The organism is Leptospira soteropolitanensis (assembly GCF_026151655.1).
Taxonomy (GTDB): Bacteria; Spirochaetota; Leptospiria; order Leptospirales; family Leptospiraceae; genus Leptospira_A; species Leptospira_A soteropolitanensis.
In genome coordinates this window covers 1-889 of sequence record NZ_JAMQPN010000086.1, presented here as the reverse complement: position 1 = coordinate 889, position 889 = coordinate 1, and the positions used below count along the sequence as shown (strand labels likewise).

Annotated in this window: 1 protein-coding gene; it reads left to right on the top strand. The window is 31.7% G+C overall.

The window, feature by feature from the left end; genetic code table 11:
- The coding region (locus ND811_RS19445; RefSeq protein WP_322113496.1) for an SH3 domain-containing protein at positions 1-786 on the top strand (786 nt) is incomplete at its 5' end.
- Positions 787-889 lie beyond the last annotated feature (103 nt).

The window sequence follows — 889 nt, the reverse complement described above, 5'->3', positions numbered from 1 at the left end:
AGTCTAGTTCGTTATGCGCAAGTCCCTAAAATAAGAACAAAACATAAACAAATGAAAAATAGAATAGCCCTTTTAATCATTCTACTCTTCCCATTAGTTTTGAACTCGGAAAAATTAATATTCGGTGAAAATTCTTTAAGTTCAGGTGAAATGATCTTAGAATTGGAAAATTCAAAAGCTGTATATTTTCTAAATGGTGAAGGAGATGGCTGCGATGGTTTTACTGCTAGTTTTTCGAATTCAGAAAATATTTATAATTTCTTTAATGTTATCTCTAATTGTAAAAACAAAAAATTGAAAGATTTCAAATGTATTACTAAAATAGATGAAGAATCTATCAAATTCAAAGAATATTTACTTTGTGACAACAAACTAGTTTTATACAATAAAGAAAAAAAGGTAAACGAAGGATTAAATAGAAAGATCAATGGAATTGAAGTTATAACTCAAGGTTTAAAAAAAGGGATAGTTACCTCTAATCTAAAAATGAGAGAAAAACCTTCGAAAGACTCAAAATCATTTGAATGCTTTTTTAGTCACTTAGATGATGAAAATTTAAATAATAAGGAAATTACGTTCATACCTAAGAATTATACAATTACCATTATTGCTAAAACAAAAGCAGAAGATTATATTGGTGGTAAAAAAAATTTCTGGTTTCTAATTTCTCCCAGCTCTGATTCTTATAATGGATGCTTACTTAAAAATTCTAATCAAAAAGAAGGTTGGGTTTTTGGAGAATACATCAGATTCGATAACCAGGGACCAGCGCATAACAGCGACTAACCGCTTCACTTCGGGACTGGCGCCCTCGTTCGGTCTTCGACACATAGGCTTTTGTCACTCCTCTTGCTTACGCAAGCGTCGTGCCAATCCCTAACGTCCCGTC